The sequence below is a fragment of the Bacillus sp. Y3 genome, assembly GCF_008123875.1.
In the GTDB taxonomy this organism is placed as follows: Bacteria; Bacillota; Bacilli; order Bacillales; family Bacillaceae; genus Bacillus; species Bacillus altitudinis.
Window position 1 is genome coordinate 24,427 of the sequence record NZ_VSSC01000010.1, and the last position, 20,363, is coordinate 44,789.

Sequence of the window (20,363 nt, forward strand, 5' to 3'; positions counted from 1 at the left end):
CGAAGATTAAAAGGGAGGTAGGCCCCTTGCTAGATGTGAACAATTTTGAGTATATGAACATCGGTCTCGCATCACCTGATAAAATCCGTTCTTGGTCTTTTGGTGAAGTGAAAAAGCCTGAAACGATTAACTATCGTACACTGAAACCGGAAAAAGATGGTCTCTTTTGTGAACGTATCTTCGGACCGCAAAAAGACTGGGAATGTCATTGTGGAAAGTATAAACGCGTTCGTTATAAGGGTGTTGTATGTGACCGTTGTGGTGTAGAAGTAACACGGGCAAAAGTCCGTCGTGAGAGAATGGGGCATATCGAACTGGCTGCTCCAGTTTCCCACATTTGGTATTTCAAAGGTATCCCAAGCCGTATGGGTCTTGTTCTAGATATGTCACCACGTGCGTTAGAAGAAGTGATTTACTTCGCTTCTTACGTCGTGACTGATCCTGGCAACACACCGCTTGAGAAGAAACAACTTCTTTCTGAGAAAGAATTCCGTGCTTATTTAGATAAATACGGTAACACCTTCCAAGCAGCTATGGGTGCAGAAGCAATTAACAAACTTCTTCAAGATATCGATCTTGTGAAAGAAGTAGATACACTCAAAGAAGAGCTAAAAACAGCTCAAGGACAGCGTCGTACACGTGCGATCAAACGCCTTGAAGTGTTGGAAGCTTTCCGTAACTCAGGAAACAAACCGTCTTGGATGATCCTTGATGTACTTCCGGTTATTCCACCAGAATTACGTCCAATGGTTCAGCTTGATGGCGGACGTTTTGCTACTTCTGACTTGAACGACCTTTATCGTCGTGTCATCAACCGTAACAATCGTCTGAAACGTTTATTAGATCTTGGCGCGCCAAGCATCATCGTTCAGAACGAGAAGCGTATGCTTCAAGAAGCTGTCGATGCCTTGATTGATAATGGACGTAGAGGCCGACCAGTAACAGGACCAGGAAATAGACCATTGAAATCTCTTTCTCACATGCTGAAAGGGAAACAAGGGCGTTTCCGTCAAAACTTGCTTGGTAAACGTGTTGACTATTCTGGACGTTCCGTTATCGTCGTTGGACCACATTTGAAAATGTATCAGTGTGGACTTCCGAAAGAAATGGCTCTTGAACTATTCAAACCATTCGTGATGAAGGAGCTTGTTGAAAAAGGATTAGCTCACAACATTAAGAGCGCGAAACGTAAGATTGAGCGCGTGCAGCCGGAAGTTTGGGATGTTTTAGAATCAGTGATTCGTGAGCATCCAGTCTTACTAAACCGTGCACCAACTCTTCACAGACTTGGTATTCAAGCGTTTGAACCTACACTTGTGGAAGGACGCGCAATTCGTCTGCATCCACTTGTATGTACTGCCTACAACGCTGACTTTGATGGTGACCAAATGGCGGTTCACGTACCATTATCTGCTGAAGCTCAAGCTGAAGCTCGTATCTTAATGCTTGCTGCTCAAAACATTTTGAACCCGAAAGATGGAAAACCTGTTGTTACGCCATCTCAGGATATGGTGCTAGGTAACTACTACCTTACACTTGAGCGTAAAGGTGCTATCGGAGAAGGTATGGTCTTCAAAGATACGAACGAAGCCCTTCTAGCTTATCAAAATGGGTATGTGCATCTTCATACACGTGTAGCTGTTGCAGCTAACTCGTTGAAGAATGTGACATTCACTGATGAACAGCGTTCTAAATTGTTGATTACAACAGTTGGAAAACTAATCTTTAACGAAATCTTACCGGAATCATTCCCATACATGAATGAACCGACTAAGAGCAATATTGAAGAAAAAACGCCTGACCGCTTCTTCCTTGAAAAAGGTGAAGATGTCAAAGCTGCGATCGAGAAACAAGAAATCAATGCGCCGTTCAAAAAAGGTATTTTAGGTAAAATCATTGCGGAAATCTTTAAGAGATTCCATATCACTGAAACATCTAAAATGCTTGACCGCATGAAAAATCTTGGTTTCAAATACTCTACTAAAGCGGGTATTACGGTTGGGGTGTCTGATATCGTCGTATTAGATGATAAACAGAAGATCCTCGAAGAAGCGCAAGCAAAAGTAGATAACGTCATGAAGCAATTCAGACGTGGTTTGATTACTGAAGAAGAGCGTTACGAGAGAGTCATTTCGATCTGGAGTTCTTCTAAAGATGTCATCCAAGGTAAACTGATGAAGTCCCTTGATGAAGTCAACCCTATCTACATGATGAGTGACTCTGGAGCGCGTGGTAACGCATCTAACTTCACTCAGCTGGCTGGTATGCGTGGTCTGATGGCCAACCCGGCTGGACGTATCATTGAACTTCCGATTAAATCTAGTTTCCGTGAAGGTTTAACCGTATTGGAATACTTTATTTCCACTCACGGAGCGCGTAAAGGTCTTGCCGATACAGCTCTTAAAACAGCTGACTCAGGTTACCTCACGCGTCGTCTCGTTGACGTTGCACAGGATGTTATCATCCGTGAAACAGATTGCGGTACAGACCGTGGAATCTTGGCGAAGTCCATTAAAGAAGGAAATGAAATTATTGAGAAACTTGAAGAACGTCTGATCGGACGTTTTGCAAGAAAACCAATTGTTCATCCTGAAACGGGCGAAGTCATTGTTGGCGAAAACGAACTAATTGATGAAGATAAAGCACTTGAAGTAGTTGAAGCAGGAATCGAGGAAGTATGGATCCGTTCTGCATTTACATGTAACACGCCTCATGGTGTATGTAAACGATGCTACGGCCGTAACCTTGCAACTGGTACTGACGTTGAAGTCGGTGAAGCAGTTGGAATCATCGCTGCACAATCGATCGGTGAGCCAGGAACACAGCTTACAATGCGTACGTTCCACACCGGTGGGGTAGCAGGAGACGATATCACTCAAGGTTTACCTCGTATCCAAGAGTTATTTGAAGCGCGTAATCCGAAAGGGCAGGCAACCATTTCTGAAATTGATGGTGTCGTTGCTGAAATTAACGATGTTCGTGACAAGCAACAGGAAATTGTGGTTCAAGGCGAAGTTGAAACTCGCTCTTACACAGCTCCTTACAATGCACGTCTGAAAGTTGTTGAAGGTGACAAAGTCACTCGTGGTCAAGTACTGACAGAAGGTTCGATCGATCCGAAAGAACTTCTTAAAGTGACTGATATGACAGCTGTTCAAGAATATCTGCTTCATGAAGTACAAAAAGTATACCGTATGCAAGGGGTAGAAATCGGAGATAAGCACGTAGAAGTAATGGTTCGCCAAATGCTTCGTAAAGTGCGTGTCGCTGATGCAGGGGATACAGATGTATTACCAGGCACACTTCTTGATGTACACCAATTCACAGAAGCGAACAAAAAAGTACTATTCGAAGGCAAACGTCCTGCAACAGGCCGTCCAGTTCTTCTTGGTATTACAAAAGCATCGCTTGAAACAGACTCGTTCTTGTCTGCAGCATCCTTCCAAGAAACGACTCGTGTCCTAACAGATGCGGCGATCAAAGGAAAACGTGATGAACTGCTTGGCTTGAAAGAGAATGTCATCATCGGTAAACTTGTTCCTGCTGGAACTGGAATGCCAAACTACCGTAAAGTTAAGCCGGTTTCACAAGTGCAGCCGTCTGACGATATGGTTCCTGTAGAGTAATCTTTCTCTTAAGATTTCTATAAAAATCATCAAAAAATGGTGAAGGATGTCAAGATAATCTGTCAAACGATATTGACATCCTTCTGCCATGATGATAATATAACCAAGGTGCTCAAAATAAAACCTGTTACTTTGGAGGATATTCGATGTCTTATGATAAAGTATCACAGGCTCAATCCATTATTATTGGTACGAAGCAAACAGTAAAAGCTCTGAAACGAGATTCAGTGAAGGAAATCGTCGTAGCGAAAGATGCTGATCCTGCTTTAACCGCTAGTGTAATGAAACTAGCGCAAGAGAAGGGTGTAGACATTTTAGTGGTAGATTCCATGAAAAAGCTCGGCAAGGCCTGCGGAATTGAAGTTGGGGCAGCAGCTGTTGCCATTATGTTATAGCGTACTTGTTTTGTTTTTGCATGCTTAAAATGCAAAAGCATTGTTTTTTGCCTTTTGATGAACCACCTGGGTATGTGGGTTATAAAAAAAGTAATGAAGGGAGGAATAACAACATGCCTACAATTAATCAGCTAATACGCAAAGGACGCGTGAGTAAAGTTGAAAACTCAAAGTCTCCTGCACTTAACAAAGGATACAACAGTTTCAAAAAAGAGCACACTAACGTAACATCTCCACAGAAGCGCGGGGTTTGTACTCGTGTCGGTACAATGACACCGAAAAAACCAAACTCAGCACTACGTAAATATGCTCGTGTACGTTTGTCTAACCTGATTGAGGTAACAGCTTACATTCCTGGTATCGGACATAACCTACAAGAGCACAGTGTAGTACTTATCCGTGGCGGACGTGTAAAAGACTTACCGGGTGTACGTTACCACATCGTTCGTGGTGCGCTTGATACTGCCGGAGTTGACGGTCGTATGCAAGGACGTTCTAAATACGGAACAAAACGCCCTAAACAAAGCAAATAATATAAACAAACATAAGGGTTTTTAGAAGTTGAGTTCAGATCAGTGGAGTCAGGCAGCTGACAATGAAATTGAGATGAAAGACAGATAGAAATCCTTTTAAAAGAGAAGGGAGGCTATTCAGATGCCACGTAAAGGTCCTGTAGCAAAAAGAGACGTTTTGCCAGATCCAATTTACAATTCTAAACTTGTATCTCGTTTGATCAACAAAATGATGATCGACGGTAAAAGAGGAAAGTCACAAACTATTCTCTACAAGTCATTTGATATCATCAAAGAACGTACTGGTAATGAAGCGATGGAGGTTTTCGAACAAGCCTTGAAAAACATCATGCCAGTTCTTGAAGTTAAAGCACGTCGTGTAGGTGGAGCTAACTACCAAGTTCCTGTAGAAGTTCGCCCAGATCGTCGTACGACTTTAGGTCTTCGCTGGTTAGTAAACTACGCTCGTCTTCGTGGAGAAAAAACGATGGAAGAGCGTCTTGCTAACGAAATCCTTGACGCAGCTAACAACACTGGTGCTGCTGTTAAGAAACGTGAAGATACACACAAAATGGCAGAAGCGAACAAAGCATTCGCTCACTACCGCTGGTAGGATTTATACCAAACTAAAAAAACTATTCCCTAATAAGGAAGGAGAAATTACCCAATGGCAAGAGAGTTCTCCTTAGACAAAACTCGTAATATTGGTATCATGGCTCACATCGATGCCGGTAAAACGACAACGACTGAGCGTATCTTGTACTACACTGGTCGTATCCATAAAATTGGTGAAACTCACGAAGGAGCTTCACAAATGGACTGGATGGAGCAGGAGCAAGAACGTGGTATTACAATCACTTCTGCTGCTACTACAGCACAATGGAAAGGTTACCGTGTAAACATCATTGATACACCAGGACACGTAGACTTCACTGTTGAAGTTGAACGTTCTTTGCGTGTACTTGATGGTGCGGTTGCTGTTCTTGATGCACAATCAGGTGTAGAGCCTCAAACTGAAACAGTTTGGCGCCAAGCAACAACTTACGGAGTACCTCGTATCGTATTCGTTAACAAAATGGATAAAACCGGTGCGGACTTCCTTTACTCTGTAAGCACATTAAGAGATCGTCTTCAAGCGAACGCTCATGCAATTCAATTGCCGATCGGCGCTGAAGATCAATTCGAAGGAATCATCGACCTTGTAGAAAACGTAGCATACTTCTACGAAGATGACCTTGGAACTCGCTCTGATGCACAAGAAATCCCTGCTGAGTATAAAGATAAAGCTGAAGAGCTTCGCAGCAGCTTAATTGAAGCTGTCGCTGAGCTTGATGAAGAGCTTATGGAAAAATACCTTGAGGGTGAAGAAATCACAATTCCTGAATTGAAAGCTGCAATCCGTAAAGGAACGTTGAATGTTGAATTCTACCCAGTTCTTGTTGGATCTGCTTTCAAAAACAAAGGTGTTCAACTTGTACTTGACGCTGTGCTTGACTACCTTCCTGCACCAACTGATGTTGCTGCAATTAAAGGTACATTGCCAGATACAAATGAAGAGGTTGTACGTGAGTCTACTGATGACGCACCATTCGCAGCTCTTGCATTTAAAGTTATGACTGACCCTTATGTTGGGAAACTAACTTTCTTCCGCGTATACTCTGGAACACTTGATTCTGGTTCTTACGTGAAGAACTCTTCTAAGAACAAGCGTGAGCGTGTTGGACGTATCCTTCAAATGCACGCAAACAGCCGTGAAGAAATCTCTACTGTATATGCAGGGGATATCGCAGCAGCTGTTGGTCTTAAAGATACATCTACTGGTGATACTCTTTGTGACGAGAAAAATCTTGTTATCCTTGAGTCTATGGAATTCCCAGAGCCAGTTATCGATGTAGCTATCGAGCCTAAATCTAAGGCTGACCAAGATAAAATGGGTATCGCTTTAGCTAAACTAGCTGAAGAGGATCCAACATTCCGTACACAAACAAACACTGAAACTGGTCAAACGATCATCTCTGGTATGGGTGAGCTTCACCTTGATATCATTGTTGACCGTATGAAGCGTGAGTTCAAGGTTGAAGCTAACGTAGGAGCTCCTCAAGTTGCGTACCGTGAAACATTCCGTTCTAGTGCAAAAGTTGAAGGTAAATTCGTACGTCAGTCTGGTGGACGCGGTCAGTTCGGACACGTTTGGATCGAATTCGAACCAAACGAAGAAGGCGCAGGCTTCGAATTCACAAATGCAATCGTCGGTGGGGTTGTTCCACGTGAATACATTCCAGCAATTCAAGCAGGTCTTGAAGATTCACTAGAAAATGGTGTATTAGCTGGATTCCCATTAATCGACATCAAAGCAAAATTATTCGATGGATCTTACCACGATGTTGACTCTAACGAAATGGCGTTTAAAATTGCTGCATCTATGGCATTGAAAAATGCTGTCAGCAAATGTAACCCAGTTCTACTTGAGCCAATGATGAAAGTAGAAGTCGTTATCCCAGAAGAATACATGGGAGACATCATGGGTGATATCACATCTCGTCGTGGACGTGTAGAAGGTATGGAAGCTCGCGGTAACGCTCAAGTTGTTCGCGCTATGGTTCCACTTTCTGAAATGTTCGGATATGCAACTGCACTCCGTTCTAACACACAAGGACGCGGTACTTTCACTATGCACATGGATCACTACGAAGAAGTGCCTAAGAGCATCAGTGAAGAAATCATCAAAAAAAATAAAGGTGAATAATTGATTTTGCCTTTAAACTAAAGTATAACTACTATTGAAGATCAGAAAGTGAGAGGTAACTCTTCACTTTCTATCACTCATACCAAATACAATGAACCTTTAAGGAGGATTTTTAGAATGGCTAAAGAAAAATTCGACCGTTCCAAATCGCATGCTAACATTGGTACAATTGGACACGTTGACCATGGTAAAACAACTCTAACTGCTGCTATCTCAACAGTTCTTCATAAGAAATCTGGTAAAGGTACAGCTATGGCTTATGACCAAATCGATGGTGCTCCAGAAGAGCGCGAGCGTGGAATCACAATCTCAACTGCACACGTTGAGTATGAAACTGAAACTCGTCACTATGCACACGTAGACTGCCCAGGACACGCTGACTATGTTAAAAACATGATCACTGGTGCTGCTCAAATGGACGGCGCGATCTTAGTAGTATCTGCTGCTGATGGTCCAATGCCACAAACACGTGAGCACATCCTACTTTCTCGTAACGTAGGTGTTCCTTACATCGTAGTATTCCTTAACAAATGTGACATGGTTGACGATGAAGAGTTACTTGAACTTGTTGAAATGGAAGTTCGTGACCTTCTTTCTGACTATGACTTCCCTGGTGACGATGTACCAGTTATCAAAGGTTCTGCTCTTAAAGCTCTTGAAGGTGATGCTGATTACGAAGCAAAAATCTTCGAACTTATGGATGCGGTTGATGAGTACATCCCAACTCCAGAGCGTGACACTGAGAAGCCATTCATGATGCCAGTTGAGGACGTATTCTCAATCACTGGTCGTGGAACAGTTGCTACTGGTCGTGTTGAGCGTGGACAAGTTAAAGTCGGTGACGAAGTTGAAATCATCGGTCTTCAAGAAGAAAACGGTAAAACAACTGTTACAGGTGTTGAAATGTTCCGTAAACTTCTTGACTATGCTGAAGCTGGTGACAACATCGGTGCACTACTTCGTGGTGTATCTCGTGAAGATATCCAACGTGGTCAAGTACTTGCTAAACCAGGTACAATCACTCCACATAGCCGTTTCAAAGCTGAAGTTTATGTACTTTCTAAAGATGAGGGTGGACGTCATACTCCATTCTTCACTAACTACCGTCCGCAGTTCTACTTCCGTACAACTGACGTAACTGGTATCGTACATCTTCCAGAAGGTACTGAAATGGTAATGCCTGGCGATAACACTGAGATGGAAGTTGAACTTATCTCTACTATCGCTATCGAAGAAGGAACTCGTTTCTCTATCCGTGAGGGTGGACGTACTGTAGGTTCTGGCGTCGTTTCTACTATCATTAAGTAATAACAGTTAAAAGAGACTCCTTGCAAAAGGGTCTCTTTTTTTGCTTTTCCAGTGCATAACGGCTACTATAAGCTATAGAATCTAAATGGAACCGAGAGGATCACTGGAATGGCGAAGACAATATTGAAAAAGTGGCTGATTGGCGGGCTTGATCAATGGCTTATGATAAAAGAAGATCAAGCAGAAAAAACAAAACCTGTTTTATTATTTTTACACGGTGGCCCAGGCTCAGCTCAAATGAGTTATATCGATTCCTTTCATAAGGAACTTGATCAAGACTTCACTGTTGTTCATTGGGACCAGCGCGGTGCAGGACTGTCTTATCAAAAAAACATTCCTGAGTCTTCTATGAACATTGGGCAATTCATAGAGGATACGATTGAGCTGACAGAAAAACTGCTTTCTTATAATGATCAAACGAAAATATACATTGCGGGTTATTCATGGGGATCATTAATTGCGATACAAGCTGTACATAAACGACCAGATTTGTATCATGCCTATTATGGAATTAGTCAGGTGGTTGATGTATTAAAAGAGGATATTGTATCGTACGAACTTCTTCTAAAAAAATATCAAGGCAAGCATTTCTTCAGTAGATGTCTAAGATTGCTGACACCACCCCCTTGGAAACGCACCTCTGCTCATGCTTTGTTCTCTCTATACAAAGAGTTCGCCAAAGTAGGGCTCACGCATAGGTGGAAGCCACTTTTTCAAATGCTGTATGCATTTCTTGTTAGTAAGCATTATCAGCTAAAAGATAAGTGGAAATTCCTTATGGGACAGAAGTATAGCCAGGATTTGCTGTGGGACGAGCTGATGAACGAAAGTATTCAATACCGAGTTTCTTCTATATTAATACCCTGCTACTTTATCATCGGGGAACATGACATGATTACACCAGCTGCTGTATCAAAACCATATGTTGATCAACTTACAGCACCAATAAAAGAGTGGTTTACTTTTAAAGAATCTGCGCATTCTCCGCATATTGAAGAGCCAGAAGAATTTATTCGTATCGTCAGGAAGACAGCTACACATCATCTTCAGGGAAAGCTTGATTTATAGGCTGAACCCCTGTATAATATGAAAAGTGTGCAAATCATAAATTTATCCGATTTATTATTGCAACACGCAGGCCAATTTGGTACAATAGTGCATGTTGGTCTTTGACTGCGATGAAGTGAGAGGTTGCTGACACACCCGGCCGCTTTGCCATGGCAAGGTGATCAGGTTTTTCTCACGGAGAACTGTCTAACGTAAGTAGGCGAAAAGGAGGGAAAATAATGGCAAAACAAAAAATTCGTATTCGTTTAAAAGCATATGATCATAGAATTCTTGATCAATCTGCTGAGAAGATTGTTGAAACGGCTAAGCGTTCTGGTGCTAGTGTATCTGGTCCAATCCCGCTTCCAACTGAAAAATCAGTTTACACAATCCTTCGTGCGGTGCATAAGTACAAAGATTCTCGTGAGCAATTCGAGATGCGTACTCACAAACGTCTAATCGACATTGTGAATCCAACTCCGCAAACAGTTGATGCACTTATGCGTTTAGATTTACCATCCGGTGTAGATATCGAAATCAAACTTTAATTCAAATAGAAAACACATATTATAGGAGGTGTGACGAATGACCAAAGGAATCTTAGGTAGAAAAATTGGTATGACGCAAGTATTCGCAGAAAACGGTGATCTTATCCCTGTAACTGTTGTTGAGGCTGCTGCTAACGTTGTTCTTCAGAAGAAGACTACTGACACGGATGGCTATGAAGCAATCCAAATCGGTTTTGACGACAAACGTGAGAAGCTTTCTAACAAACCAGAGAAAGGCCACGTTGCTAAAGCGGAAACTGCTCCTAAGCGCTTCGTAAAAGAATTACGCGGTGTGGAGTTAGATGCGTATGAAGTTGGTCAGGAAGTCAAAGTTGATATTTTCGCAAATGGAGATATCGTAGATGTAACAGGAACATCAAAAGGTAAAGGATTCCAAGGGGCTATCAAGCGCCACGGACAATCACGCGGACCAATGACTCACGGTTCACGTTATCACCGTCGTCCTGGTTCAATGGGACCTGTTGATCCAAACCGAGTATTCAAAGGTAAACTTCTTCCAGGACGTATGGGCGGAGAGCAAATCACTGTCCAAAATCTTGAGATCGTTAAAGTTGATGCGGAACGCAATCTTCTTTTGATCAAAGGTAACGTACCAGGAGCTAAAAAATCTCTAGTAACTGTAAAGAGTGCAGTTAAAACTAAATAACTCTCTTAGGAAAGGAGGAAACAAGTCATGCCAAAAGTAGCATTATTTAACCAAAACGGTTCTACTAACGGTGAAATCGAATTAAACGCTTCTGTGTTTGGAATTGAGCCAAACGAAAGCGTAGTATTCGATGCTATTCTTATGCAAAGAGCTTCCTTACGTCAAGGAACTCACAAAGTAAAAACTCGTTCTGAAGTACGTGGCGGAGGTCGTAAACCTTGGAGACAGAAGGGTACAGGTCGTGCTCGTCAAGGTTCTATCCGTTCACCACAATGGCGCGGAGGCGGTATCGTATTCGGTCCAACACCACGCAGCTATTCTTATAAATTACCTAAAAAAGTTCGCCGCTTGGCTATCAAGTCAGTATTGTCTTCTAAAGTAATCGACAACAACATCATCGTTCTTGAAGATCTTACTCTTGATGCAGTGAAAACGAAAGAATTCGCAGGCATCCTTAAAGGGTTATCTGTTGAGAAGAAAGCGTTGATCGTCACTGCGGATGCAAACGAAACAGTTGCTTTATCTGCTCGTAACATCCCTGGAGTAACAGTTGTTGAAGCTAACGGTATCAACGTTCTTGACGTTGTCAACCACGACAAACTTCTGATCACTAAAGCAGCGGTTGAAAAAGTAGAGGAGGGACTTGCATAATGAAAGATCCTCGTGATGTTCTAAAGCGCCCTATCATTACTGAACGTTCTGCTGATCTAATGACAGAGAAGAAGTACACGTTCGAAGTTGATGTCAGAGCTAACAAGACAGAAGTGAAAGACGCTGTTGAAGAGATCTTTGGAGTGAAAGTTGAGAAAGTCAACGTTCAAAACTACAAAGGTAAATCAAAACGCGTTGGACGCTACACTGGTATGACTAGCCGTCGCAGAAAAGCGATCGTGAAATTAACTGCTGACAGCAAAGAAATCGAAATTTTTGAAGCGTAAATCTTAAAAAGAAGGAGGGAAATTCAAAATGGCGATTAAAAAGTATAAACCAACCAGTAATGGTCGTCGTGGCATGACTACTTCAGATTTTGCTGAAATCACGACTGACAAACCAGAAAAATCGTTGCTTGCACCGCTTCACAGAAAAGGCGGACGTAACAACCAAGGTAGATTGACTGTTCGTCATCAAGGTGGCGGTCACAAACGTCAATACCGTATCATCGACTTTAAGCGTGATAAAGACGGTATACCTGGACGCGTTGCTACAATCGAGTATGATCCAAACCGTTCAGCGAACATCGCTCTTGTAAACTATGCAGATGGTGAGAAACGTTACATTCTTGCTCCGAAAGGAATCCAAGTTGGTACTGAAGTTACTTCTGGACCAGAAGCTGACATCAAACCAGGTAATGCTCTTCCACTTATCAACATCCCAGTTGGTACAGTTGTGCATAACATTGAATTAAAACCAGGTAAAGGTGGACAATTAGTTCGTTCTGCTGGTACTTCTGCTCAAGTTCTAGGTAAAGAAGGTAAATACGTTCTTGTACGTTTGAACTCTGGTGAAGTACGCATGATCCTTTCTGCTTGCCGTGCGACTATCGGTCAAGTTGGAAACGAACAACACGAACTAATCAACATCGGTAAAGCTGGACGTTCTCGCTGGAAAGGCGTACGCCCAACAGTTCGTGGTTCTGTAATGAACCCTAACGATCACCCACACGGCGGTGGTGAAGGACGCGCTCCAATCGGACGTAAATCACCAATGTCTCCATGGGGTAAACCGACTCTTGGATTCAAGACTCGTAAGAAAACCAACAAGTCTGATAAATTCATTGTACGTCGTCGTAAAAACAAGTAACGGGGTTGTCTACGGTTCATTTAGGACCGTAGTTCAATCACGAAGGGAGGTTCCACAATGGCTCGCAGCTTAAAAAAAGGACCATTTGTTGATGATCATTTGATGGCTAAAGTCGAGAAATTGAATGAAACTGACAAAAAGCAAGTCGTAAAAACTTGGTCTCGTCGTTCTACAATTTTCCCACAATTCATCGGTCACACAATCGCTGTCTATGACGGACGCAAACATGTACCTGTTTTCATTTCTGAAGATATGGTAGGTCACAAATTGGGCGAATTCGCACCAAGCCGTACTTACAAAGGTCATGCTAGTGACGATAAAAAAACAAGACGCTAATGAGAGGAGGCTTTTAAATGCAAGCTAAAGCTGTCGCAAGAACAGTCCGTATTGCTCCTCGTAAAGCACGTCTAGTAATGGACCTGATCCGAGGTAAGCAAGTAGGAGAAGCAGTTTCTATCTTAAACCTTACACCTAAGGCTGCTTCACCAATTATTGAAAAAGTATTAAAATCTGCTATCGCAAATGCTGAGCACAACTACGAGTTGGACGCTAACAGCCTAGTGATTACTCAAGCATTCGTTGACGAAGGTCCAACACTTAAGAGATTCCGTCCACGTGCTATGGGTCGTGCGAGCGCAATTAACAAACGTACTAGCCACATTACAATCGTTGTATCAGAAAAGAAGGAGGGATAATCCGTGGGTCAAAAGGTAAATCCAGTAGGTCTTCGTATTGGCGTCATTCGTGATTGGGAATCTAAATGGTTCGCAGGAAAAGATTACGCTGACTTCTTACATGAAGACTTGAAAATCCGTGAATTCATCAGCAAGCGTTTGTCTGACGCGTCTGTTTCTAAAGTAGAAATCGAACGTGCTGCAAACCGCGTAAATATCACAATCCACACGGCTAAACCAGGTATGGTAATTGGTAAAGGCGGATCTGAAGTTGAAGCACTTCGTAAAGCTCTTAACAGCCTAACTGGCAAACGTGTACACATCAACATTCTTGAAATCAAGAGAGCAGATCTTGATGCTCAGCTAGTTGCTGAAAACATCGCTCGTCAACTTGAAAATCGTATTTCATTCCGTCGTGCACAAAAACAAACAATCCAACGCACAATGCGTGCTGGAGCACAAGGAATCAAAACAATGGTTTCTGGTCGTCTTGGCGGTGCAGATATTGCTCGTTCTGAATATTACAGTGAAGGTACTGTTCCATTGCACACACTTCGTGCTGACATCGACTATGCTACTGCTGAAGCTGATACTACTTATGGTAAGCTTGGCGTAAAAGTATGGATCTATCGTGGAGAAGTCCTTCCAACTAAGAAGAATACTGCGGAAGGAGGAAAATAATATGTTATTGCCAAAACGCGTGAAGTATCGCAGAGAACATCGTGGAAAAATGCGTGGTCGTGCAAAAGGCGGTACTGAAGTACATTTCGGTGAGTTCGGTATCCAAGCTCTTGAAGCTTCTTGGATCACTAACCGTCAAATCGAAGCTGCTCGTATTGCTATGACTCGTTACATGAAACGTGGCGGTAAAGTTTGGATCAAAATTTTCCCTTCTAAGCCATACACAGCTAAACCTCTAGAGGTCCGCATGGGTTCCGGTAAAGGTGCTCCAGAAGGCTGGGTAGCTGTAGTAAAACCGGGCAAAGTTTTATTTGAAATTTCTGGTGTGTCTGAAGAAGTTGCTCGTGAAGCTCTTCGTCTTGCATCTCACAAATTGCCAATTAAAACGAAGTTCGTAAAACGTGAAGAAATTGGTGGTGAATCAAATGAAAGCTAATGAAATTCGTGACCTTACCACTGCTGAAATTGAACAAAAAGTAAAGTCTCTTAAAGAAGAACTTTTCAATCTTCGTTTCCAATTAGCGACTGGGCAGCTTGAAAACACTGCTCGCATTCGTGAAGTGCGTAAATCAATCGCACGCATGAAAACTGTGATTCGTCAAAGAGAAATCGCTGCTAATAAATAATAATTAGAGGGGAGGCCCCGCAAACATGAGCGAACGTAACCAACGTAAAGTGTATCAAGGTCGTGTTGTTTCTGACAAAATGGATAAAACCATCACTGTTGTAGTTGAAACATACAAAAAGCATTCACTTTATGGCAAACGTGTAAGATACTCTAAAAAGTTCAAAGCACATGATGAAAACAACCAAGCAAAAATCGGAGACATCGTAAAGGTCATGGAAACTCGTCCATTATCTGCGACTAAACGCTTTCGTCTAGTTGAAGTTGTCGAAGAAGCTGTTATTATCTAATAAAGTTCGGATTTCTTTTTCCGAAGGGAGGTAACATTAATGATTCAACAGGAGACTCGTTTAAAAGTAGCTGACAACTCTGGCGCACGCGAAGTACTAACGATTAAAGTTCTTGGTGGCTCTGGACGTAAAACGGCTAACATCGGTGATGTCATTGTTTGTACGGTTAAACAAGCAACACCAGGAGGCGTTGTCAAAAAAGGTGAAGTTGTGAAAGCAGTTATCGTTCGTACTAAGAGCGGAGCTCGCAGAAACGATGGATCTTACATCAGTTTTGATGAAAATGCATGTGTCATCATCCGTGACGACAAGAGCCCACGTGGAACTCGTATCTTCGGACCAGTAGCACGTGAACTTCGTGAAAACAACTATATGAAAATTGTTTCTTTAGCACCAGAAGTACTTTAATGAATACAATCCGCGACTCAAGGAGGTGCGATTAAATGCATGTTAAAAAGGGCGATAAAGTAGTGGTTATCTCTGGTAAAGATAAAGGTAAACAAGGTGTCATCCTTGCTGCTTTCCCTAAAAAGGACCGTGTTTTAGTAGAAGGTATTAACCTTGTGAAAAAACACTCTAAACCAACCCAAGCTAACCCTCAAGGCGGAATTTCTGAACAAGAAGCGCCGATCCACGTATCAAACGTAATGCCGCTTGATCCTAAAACGGGTGAAGTGACACGTATTGGATATAAAGTTGAGGACGGAAAGAAAGTCCGTGTAGCGAAAAAATCTGGGCAAGTTCTAGATAAATAGTAAATAAGGAAGGGAGGTCTTTCTCATGAACCGCCTTAAAGAAAAGTATGTAAAAGAAATTACACCTGCATTAGTTTCTAAGTTTGAATACAAATCAGTAATGCAAGTGCCAAAAATCGAAAAAATCGTGATCAACATGGGTGTTGGTGACGCCGTTCAAAACGCTAAAGCAATCGATACTGCTGTTGAAGAATTAACGTTTATCGCTGGTCAAAAACCTGTCGTTACTCGTGCGAAGAAGTCTATTGCTGGATTCCGTCTACGTGAAGGAATGCCAATCGGTGCGAAAGTAACACTTCGCGGAGAGCGCATGTACGATTTCCTTGATAAACTTATTTCTGTATCTTTACCACGTGTACGTGACTTCCGCGGGATTTCTAAGAAATCTTTCGACGGTCGTGGAAACTACACGCTTGGTATTAAAGAACAGTTAATCTTCCCAGAAATTGATTACGATAAAGTAACAAAAGTCCGCGGTATGGATATCGTTATCGTTACGACTGCCAACACGGACGAAGAAGCACGTGAGTTATTAACTCAAGTAGGTATGCCGTTCCAGAAATAATCAATGAAAGGGAGGCGAAATCGTGGCTAAAAAGTCTATGATTGCGAAACAACAACGCAAACAAAAGTTTAAAGTTCAAGAGTATACGCGCTGCGAACGTTGTGGACGTCCACATTCAGTAATTCGCAAGTTTAAACTTTGCCGTATTTGTTTCCGCGAACTTGCATATAAAGGACAAATTCCTGGCGTTAAAAAAGCCAGCTGGTAATCCCCATAAATGGGAAGGAGGTTATTAAATAATGGTTATGACAGATCCGATTGCAGATTTGCTGACTCGTATTCGCAATGCGAACATGGTACGTCATGAGAAGCTAGAAGTACCGGCTTCAAAAATCAAAAGAGAAATTGCTGAAATCTTAAAGCGTGAAGGTTTTATCCGTGACGTTGAGTACGTCGAAGACAGCAAACAAGGAATTATCCGTTTGTTCCTTAAATACGGCCAAAACAACGAACGTGTTATCACTGGTCTTAAAAGAATCAGTAAACCTGGTTTACGCGTATATGCGAAATCAAATGAAGTACCACGTGTACTTAACGGACTTGGAATCGCAATTATTTCTACATCACAAGGTGTTTTATCGGACAAAGAAGCCCGTGCTAAACAAGCTGGTGGAGAAGTACTTGCTTACGTATGGTAAAAAAAGTTTAAGATGAATGGAGGTGCTTGGTATGTCTCGTATAGGTAAAAAGCTAATCGAGATCCCTTCAGGAGTAACTGTGACAAACAACGATAACACAGTGACAGTAAAGGGACCAAAAGGTGAACTAACTCGTGCATTTCACCCTGATATGGAAATTAAAATTGAGGACAACGTCTTAACTGTAAGCCGTCCGTCTGAAAATAAAGAACACCGTGCATTACATGGTACAACACGTAGCTTAATTGCAAACATGGTTGAAGGTGTATCTAAAGGTTTCGAAAGAGGTTTAGAACTAATCGGTGTCGGTTACCGTGCAGCTAAATCTGGAAACAAACTTGTTCTTAACGTTGGATACTCTCACCCAGTTGAAATCGTTCCTGAGGCTGGAGTTGAAGTAGAAGTTCCATCTCAAACGAAAGTAATCGTTAAAGGTATCGATAAAGAGCGTGTAGGAGCTCTAGCTTCTAACATCCGCGCTGTCCGTGCTCCAGAGCCTTACAAAGGTAAAGGAATTCGTTACGAAGGTGAATTCGTTCGCCGTAAAGAAGGAAAAACTGGTAAGTAAGATCGCTTAATGTGAAGAAAGGAGTGACTCGGATGATTACGAAAACTAGCAAAAACGCTACTCGTCTTAAAAGACACGCTCGTGTTCGTGCGAAACTTTCAGGTACTGCTGAAAGACCTCGCCTTAACGTTTTCCGTTCTAACAAGAACATCTACGCTCAAGTAATTGATGATGTTAACGGTGTAACACTTGTAAGTGCTTCTACTCTTGATAAAGAGTTAAAGATCGAGAATAGTTCTGACGCTGCAGCTGCTACTAAAGTTGGCGAACTTGTTGCAAAACGTGCTGTTGAAAAAGGCATCTCTAACGTGGTATTTGACCGCGGAGGATACTTATATCATGGACGTGTAAAAGCTCTAGCTGAAGCTGCTCGTGAGGCTGGACTTAAATTTTAATAAAAGAAGGAGGGACACATCCGAATGAGTCGTATTGACCCAAGCAAATTAGAGTTAGAAGAACGCTTAGTTACGGTTAACCGGGTAGCGAAAGTTGTTAAAGGTGGACGTCGTTTCCGTTTTGCAGCTTTAGTTGTTGTCGGTGACAAAAACGGTCATGTAGGATTCGGTACTGGTAAAGCACAAGAAGTACCAGAAGCGATCCGCAAAGCTGTTGAAGACGCGAAAAAGAATTTAATTGAAGTACCAATGGTTGGAACTACAATTCCACATGAAATCATCGGTCGATTCGGTGCAGGAAACGTTCTATTGAAGCCTGCTTCAGAAGGTACAGGAGTTATCGCTGGAGGCCCAGTGCGTGCGGTACTTGAGCTTGCTGGTCTAGCTGATATCCTTTCTAAATCTCTAGGTTCTAATACACCGATCAACATGATCCGCGCAACACTTCAAGGTTTAAGTGAACTTAAACGTGCTGAAGATGTAGCGAAGCTTCGTGGAAAATCTGTAGAAGACCTGTTAGGATAAGGAGGGAACAATAATGGCAAATAAATTAGAAATTACCCTCAAACGCAGTGTAATCGGTCGCCCGGAAGATCAGCGTGTCACTGTTCGTACTCTTGGTCTAAAGAAAACAAACCAAACAGTCGTACATGAAGACAATGCAGCGATCCGCGGCATGATTAACAAGGTGTCTCATTTAGTTTCTGTTAAAGAACAATAAAACATTTTTAATCGATAAGGAGGTGCCCAAATGAAACTTCATGAATTGAAGCCTTCAGAAGGTTCACGTAAAGTACGCAACCGTGTTGGTCGTGGTATTGGATCAGGTAACGGTAAAACTTCTGGTAAAGGTCATAAAGGTCAAAACGCTCGTTCTGGCGGCGGTGTACGCCCTGGATTCGAAGGTGGTCAAATGCCTTTATTCCAACGCCTTCCAAAACGTGGTTTTACAAACATCAACCGTAAAGATTACGCGGTAATCAACTTAGACAGATTAAACAGTTTTGACGAAGGAACGGAAGTCACTCCTGAACTTCTTCTAGAGACTGGTGCAATAAGCAAGTTAAAAGCAGGAGTAAAAATTCTTGGCAACGGTAAATTAGAAAAAAAATTAACTGTAAAAGCCAATAAATTCTCTGCTTCTGCTAAAGAAGCGATTGAAGCTGCTGGCGGTACAGCCGAGGTGATCTAACTTGTTTAAGACAATCTCCAATTTTATGCGCGTGAAAGATATACGGAATAAGATTATATTTACACTTTTAATGTTAGTCGTCTTTCGTATAGGTGCTTTCATCCCTGTGCCTAATGTGAACGCCGAAGTTCTCCAGGCACAGGATCAAATGAGTGTTTTCGGAATCCTCAACACGTTTGGGGGCGGGGCACTTTTCCAATTCTCCATTCTTGCAATGGGGATTATGCCGTATATCACTGCTTCGATCATCATCCAGCTCTTGCAGATGGATGTTGTACCGAAGTTTACTGAGTGGTCAAAGCAAGGAGAGGTTGGCCGCCGAAAATTAGCACAATTCACAAGGTATTTTACAATTGTTCTAGGATTTATCCAGGCGTTAGGAATGTCATATGGATTTAACAATATGGCAGGAGGCATGCTGATTGAAAACCCAGGTGTTTCAACGTATCTCTTAATTGCGGTCGTACTCACTGCGGGAACAGCATTTTTAATGTGGCTGGGAGAGCAGATTACTGCTCACGGTGTTGGTAACGGTATTTCGATTATTATCTTTGCCGGTATCATCGCAGGTATCCCTCAAACATTAAAGCAAGTGTACGCTCAGCAATTTGTAGGTGGAGATGGACAGCTGTTCATGCAAATCCTGAAAATTGCCCTTATTGTGATTGCTATTCTTGTCATTGTTATCGGTGTTATTTACATTCAAATGGCAGTGAGAAAGATTGCGATTCAATATTCAAAAGGAACTGGCCGTGCACAAATGTCTGCTAGTCAAGCAACGCACCTTCCATTGAAAGTGAATCCAGCAGGGGTGATTCCAGTCATCTTTGCCGTTTCGTTCATTATTACTCCGCAGACGATCGCATCGTTCTTCGGAACAAATAATGTGACAACCTGGATAACTAACAACTTTGACTATACTAAGCCAATCGGTATGACGATTTATGTAGCACTGATTGTTGCTTTCACATATTTTTATGCCTTTGTCCAAGTAAACCCTGAACAAATGGCTGAAAATCTGCAAAAGCAGGGTGGCTATATCCCGGGAGTTCGTCCAGGGAAAATGACTCAAGATAGAATTACGAGCATTTTGTACCGACTCACGTTTGTGGGCGCCATTTTCTTAGCCGTGATTTCAATACTTCCTATCTTTTTCATTCAATTCGCTGGATTACCTTCCGCTGCACAAATTGGCGGCACAAGTCTTCTCATTGTTGTAGGTGTTGCACTTGAAACAATGAAACAGCTTGAAAGCCAATTAGTGAAACGAAATTACCGTGGATTTATGAAATAAAACAGAGGGCTGGGCTCCTGCCCAACCTCTCTAAGTA

General features: G+C 42.2%; 29 protein-coding genes. All 29 read left to right on the top strand.

Annotation, left to right across the window (positions count from 1 at the left end):
- Positions 1 to 26: 26 nt before the first annotated feature.
- The 29 genes from rpoC to secY all read left to right on the top strand — a co-directional run bounded on the left by rpoC (position 27) and on the right by secY (position 20,326).
- Positions 27 to 3,626: a DNA-directed RNA polymerase subunit beta' gene (gene rpoC / locus FXF70_RS17990; RefSeq protein WP_007496298.1), complete on the top strand. Its 3,600-nt coding sequence runs from the start codon at positions 27 to 29 to the stop codon at positions 3,624 to 3,626.
- Between the two features lie 146 nt (positions 3,627 to 3,772).
- Positions 3,773 to 4,021, top strand: a complete 249-nt coding sequence (locus FXF70_RS17995) for a 50S ribosomal protein L7ae-like protein (RefSeq protein WP_008345416.1) — start codon at positions 3,773 to 3,775, stop codon at positions 4,019 to 4,021.
- Positions 4,022 to 4,134: 113 nt separating this feature from the next.
- Complete coding sequence (rpsL, locus tag FXF70_RS18000; RefSeq protein WP_003216962.1) at positions 4,135 to 4,554, top strand: 30S ribosomal protein S12; 420 nt, start codon at positions 4,135 to 4,137, stop codon at positions 4,552 to 4,554.
- Between the two features lie 121 nt (positions 4,555 to 4,675).
- Positions 4,676 to 5,146 carry a 30S ribosomal protein S7 gene (gene rpsG / locus FXF70_RS18005; RefSeq protein WP_003216884.1) on the top strand — a complete coding sequence of 157 codons (471 nt, stop codon included), beginning with the start codon at positions 4,676 to 4,678 and terminating at the stop codon, positions 5,144 to 5,146.
- Positions 5,147 to 5,200: 54 nt separating this feature from the next.
- The gene (gene fusA, locus FXF70_RS18010) at positions 5,201 to 7,279 is read left to right on the top strand and encodes an elongation factor G (protein WP_007496301.1); all 2,079 of its coding nucleotides are present in this window, start codon (positions 5,201 to 5,203) and stop codon (positions 7,277 to 7,279) included.
- Between the two features lie 117 nt (positions 7,280 to 7,396).
- On the top strand, positions 7,397 to 8,587 hold the full coding sequence (tuf, locus tag FXF70_RS18015) for an elongation factor Tu (RefSeq protein ID WP_125590982.1): 1,191 nt from the start codon (positions 7,397 to 7,399) through the stop codon (positions 8,585 to 8,587).
- 108 nt (positions 8,588 to 8,695) lie between these two features.
- Positions 8,696 to 9,655 carry an alpha/beta fold hydrolase gene (locus FXF70_RS18020; RefSeq protein ID WP_148780867.1) on the top strand — a complete coding sequence of 320 codons (960 nt, stop codon included), beginning with the start codon at positions 8,696 to 8,698 and terminating at the stop codon, positions 9,653 to 9,655.
- A gap of 218 nt (positions 9,656 to 9,873) precedes the next feature.
- On the top strand, positions 9,874 to 10,182 hold the full coding sequence (rpsJ, locus tag FXF70_RS18025) for a 30S ribosomal protein S10 (RefSeq protein ID WP_003156464.1): 309 nt from the start codon (positions 9,874 to 9,876) through the stop codon (positions 10,180 to 10,182).
- Between the two features lie 37 nt (positions 10,183 to 10,219).
- Positions 10,220 to 10,849: a 50S ribosomal protein L3 gene (rplC, locus tag FXF70_RS18030; protein WP_007496311.1), complete on the top strand. Its 630-nt coding sequence runs from the start codon at positions 10,220 to 10,222 to the stop codon at positions 10,847 to 10,849.
- Between the two features lie 27 nt (positions 10,850 to 10,876).
- Positions 10,877 to 11,500: a 50S ribosomal protein L4 gene (rplD, locus tag FXF70_RS18035; protein WP_007496312.1), complete on the top strand. Its 624-nt coding sequence runs from the start codon at positions 10,877 to 10,879 to the stop codon at positions 11,498 to 11,500.
- The gene (gene rplW / locus FXF70_RS18040; protein WP_003217016.1) at positions 11,500 to 11,787 is read left to right on the top strand and encodes a 50S ribosomal protein L23; all 288 of its coding nucleotides are present in this window, start codon (positions 11,500 to 11,502) and stop codon (positions 11,785 to 11,787) included. Before rplD ends, rplW begins: the two co-directional genes overlap by 1 nt.
- 28 nt (positions 11,788 to 11,815) lie before the next feature.
- On the top strand, positions 11,816 to 12,649 hold the full coding sequence (gene rplB / locus FXF70_RS18045) for a 50S ribosomal protein L2 (protein ID WP_007496314.1): 834 nt from the start codon (positions 11,816 to 11,818) through the stop codon (positions 12,647 to 12,649).
- A 57-nt stretch (positions 12,650 to 12,706) separates the two neighbouring features.
- Positions 12,707 to 12,985: a 30S ribosomal protein S19 gene (rpsS, locus tag FXF70_RS18050; RefSeq protein WP_003216920.1), complete on the top strand. Its 279-nt coding sequence runs from the start codon at positions 12,707 to 12,709 to the stop codon at positions 12,983 to 12,985.
- Positions 12,986 to 13,002: 17 nt separating this feature from the next.
- Positions 13,003 to 13,344, top strand: coding sequence for a 50S ribosomal protein L22 (rplV, locus tag FXF70_RS18055; RefSeq protein ID WP_007496316.1), 342 nt, complete (start codon positions 13,003 to 13,005; stop codon positions 13,342 to 13,344).
- Positions 13,345 to 13,347: 3 nt separating this feature from the next.
- Positions 13,348 to 14,004 carry a 30S ribosomal protein S3 gene (gene rpsC / locus FXF70_RS18060; RefSeq protein WP_003217241.1) on the top strand — a complete coding sequence of 219 codons (657 nt, stop codon included), beginning with the start codon at positions 13,348 to 13,350 and terminating at the stop codon, positions 14,002 to 14,004.
- 1 nt (position 14,005) lies between these two features.
- The gene (rplP, locus tag FXF70_RS18065; RefSeq protein WP_003225801.1) at positions 14,006 to 14,440 is read left to right on the top strand and encodes a 50S ribosomal protein L16; all 435 of its coding nucleotides are present in this window, start codon (positions 14,006 to 14,008) and stop codon (positions 14,438 to 14,440) included.
- The gene (rpmC, locus tag FXF70_RS18070) at positions 14,430 to 14,630 is read left to right on the top strand and encodes a 50S ribosomal protein L29 (protein WP_003217155.1); all 201 of its coding nucleotides are present in this window, start codon (positions 14,430 to 14,432) and stop codon (positions 14,628 to 14,630) included. Before rplP ends, rpmC begins: the two co-directional genes overlap by 11 nt.
- Positions 14,631 to 14,655: 25 nt before the next feature.
- Positions 14,656 to 14,919: a 30S ribosomal protein S17 gene (gene rpsQ, locus FXF70_RS18075; RefSeq protein WP_003216906.1), complete on the top strand. Its 264-nt coding sequence runs from the start codon at positions 14,656 to 14,658 to the stop codon at positions 14,917 to 14,919.
- A 39-nt stretch (positions 14,920 to 14,958) separates the two neighbouring features.
- A complete protein-coding gene (rplN, locus tag FXF70_RS18080; protein ID WP_003216882.1) occupies positions 14,959 to 15,327 on the top strand; it encodes a 50S ribosomal protein L14 in 369 nt (122 codons plus the stop codon).
- Between the two features lie 35 nt (positions 15,328 to 15,362).
- Positions 15,363 to 15,674, top strand: a complete 312-nt coding sequence (gene rplX, locus FXF70_RS18085; RefSeq protein WP_007496325.1) for a 50S ribosomal protein L24 — start codon at positions 15,363 to 15,365, stop codon at positions 15,672 to 15,674.
- A 25-nt stretch (positions 15,675 to 15,699) separates the two neighbouring features.
- A complete protein-coding gene (gene rplE, locus FXF70_RS18090) occupies positions 15,700 to 16,239 on the top strand; it encodes a 50S ribosomal protein L5 (RefSeq protein ID WP_003217159.1) in 540 nt (179 codons plus the stop codon).
- A gap of 22 nt (positions 16,240 to 16,261) precedes the next feature.
- Positions 16,262 to 16,447: a 30S ribosomal protein S14 gene (rpsN, locus tag FXF70_RS18095; protein WP_008356542.1), complete on the top strand. Its 186-nt coding sequence runs from the start codon at positions 16,262 to 16,264 to the stop codon at positions 16,445 to 16,447.
- A 31-nt stretch (positions 16,448 to 16,478) separates the two neighbouring features.
- Positions 16,479 to 16,877: a 30S ribosomal protein S8 gene (gene rpsH / locus FXF70_RS18100; RefSeq protein ID WP_007496327.1), complete on the top strand. Its 399-nt coding sequence runs from the start codon at positions 16,479 to 16,481 to the stop codon at positions 16,875 to 16,877.
- A 31-nt stretch (positions 16,878 to 16,908) separates the two neighbouring features.
- On the top strand, positions 16,909 to 17,445 hold the full coding sequence (gene rplF / locus FXF70_RS18105) for a 50S ribosomal protein L6 (RefSeq protein WP_008345395.1): 537 nt from the start codon (positions 16,909 to 16,911) through the stop codon (positions 17,443 to 17,445).
- Between the two features lie 32 nt (positions 17,446 to 17,477).
- Positions 17,478 to 17,840, top strand: a complete 363-nt coding sequence (gene rplR, locus FXF70_RS18110) for a 50S ribosomal protein L18 (protein ID WP_003216951.1) — start codon at positions 17,478 to 17,480, stop codon at positions 17,838 to 17,840.
- 24 nt (positions 17,841 to 17,864) lie between these two features.
- Positions 17,865 to 18,365, top strand: coding sequence for a 30S ribosomal protein S5 (rpsE, locus tag FXF70_RS18115; protein WP_007496332.1), 501 nt, complete (start codon positions 17,865 to 17,867; stop codon positions 18,363 to 18,365).
- A gap of 13 nt (positions 18,366 to 18,378) precedes the next feature.
- Complete coding sequence (gene rpmD / locus FXF70_RS18120) at positions 18,379 to 18,561, top strand: 50S ribosomal protein L30 (protein ID WP_003217067.1); 183 nt, start codon at positions 18,379 to 18,381, stop codon at positions 18,559 to 18,561.
- A gap of 30 nt (positions 18,562 to 18,591) precedes the next feature.
- Positions 18,592 to 19,032 (top strand): 50S ribosomal protein L15, encoded by a 441-nt coding sequence (gene rplO, locus FXF70_RS18125; RefSeq protein WP_003216888.1) that lies wholly within the window; start codon positions 18,592 to 18,594, stop codon positions 19,030 to 19,032.
- Position 19,033: 1 nt separating this feature from the next.
- A complete protein-coding gene (secY, locus tag FXF70_RS18130; protein WP_007496334.1) occupies positions 19,034 to 20,326 on the top strand; it encodes a preprotein translocase subunit SecY in 1,293 nt (430 codons plus the stop codon).
- Positions 20,327 to 20,363 lie beyond the last annotated feature (37 nt).